Source organism: Klebsiella sp. MS 92-3 (genome assembly GCF_000195655.1).
In the GTDB taxonomy this organism is placed as follows: domain Bacteria; phylum Pseudomonadota; class Gammaproteobacteria; order Enterobacterales; family Enterobacteriaceae; genus Klebsiella; species Klebsiella pneumoniae.
Genome location: NZ_GL882777.1, coordinates 1 through 483 on the forward strand (window position 1 = coordinate 1; position 483 = coordinate 483).

Below are 483 nucleotides of genomic sequence, written 5' to 3' on the forward strand. Positions count from 1 at the left end.
CGCCGGCCGCGCGGGGGGGGGGGGGGGGGGCGGGCCGGGCCGGGGGCGCTGGATGCCTTCGAGCAGGCGGTGCGGGCGGTGCTGGGCCAGCTGGTGAGCGTGGCGATGGCCGCCCGGCTCACCGCCAAAGTGGCGGCTGGCTGGGGCGAACCGCTGGCGGAGGCGCCCGGCTCTGTTTTGTTCCCGACGCCAGAGGCCCTGTCCCGGGCCGATCCGCAGGCGCTTAAGGCGCTGGGGATGCCGCTGCGACGCGCGGAGGCGCTGATCCACCTCGCCCGGGCGGCGCTCAGCGGCGAGCTGCCCCTGACGGCGCCGGCGGATATTGACGCCGGGCTGCGTCAACTGCAGACCCTGCCCGGGATTGGCCGCTGGACGGCAAACTACTTTGCCCTGCGCGGCTGGCAGGCGAAAGATATCTTTTTGCCGGATGATTACCTGATTAAACAGCGCTTTCCGGGAATGACCCCGGCCGCCCCCCCCCCC

At 73.3% G+C, this 483-nt stretch carries 1 protein-coding gene; it reads left to right on the top strand.

All coding sequences use genetic code 11. The features are described 5' to 3' along the window. A partial coding sequence (gene alkA, locus HMPREF9538_RS28770; RefSeq protein ID WP_009484529.1) for a DNA-3-methyladenine glycosylase 2 occupies window positions 1-483 on the top strand: 483 nt, incomplete at both ends.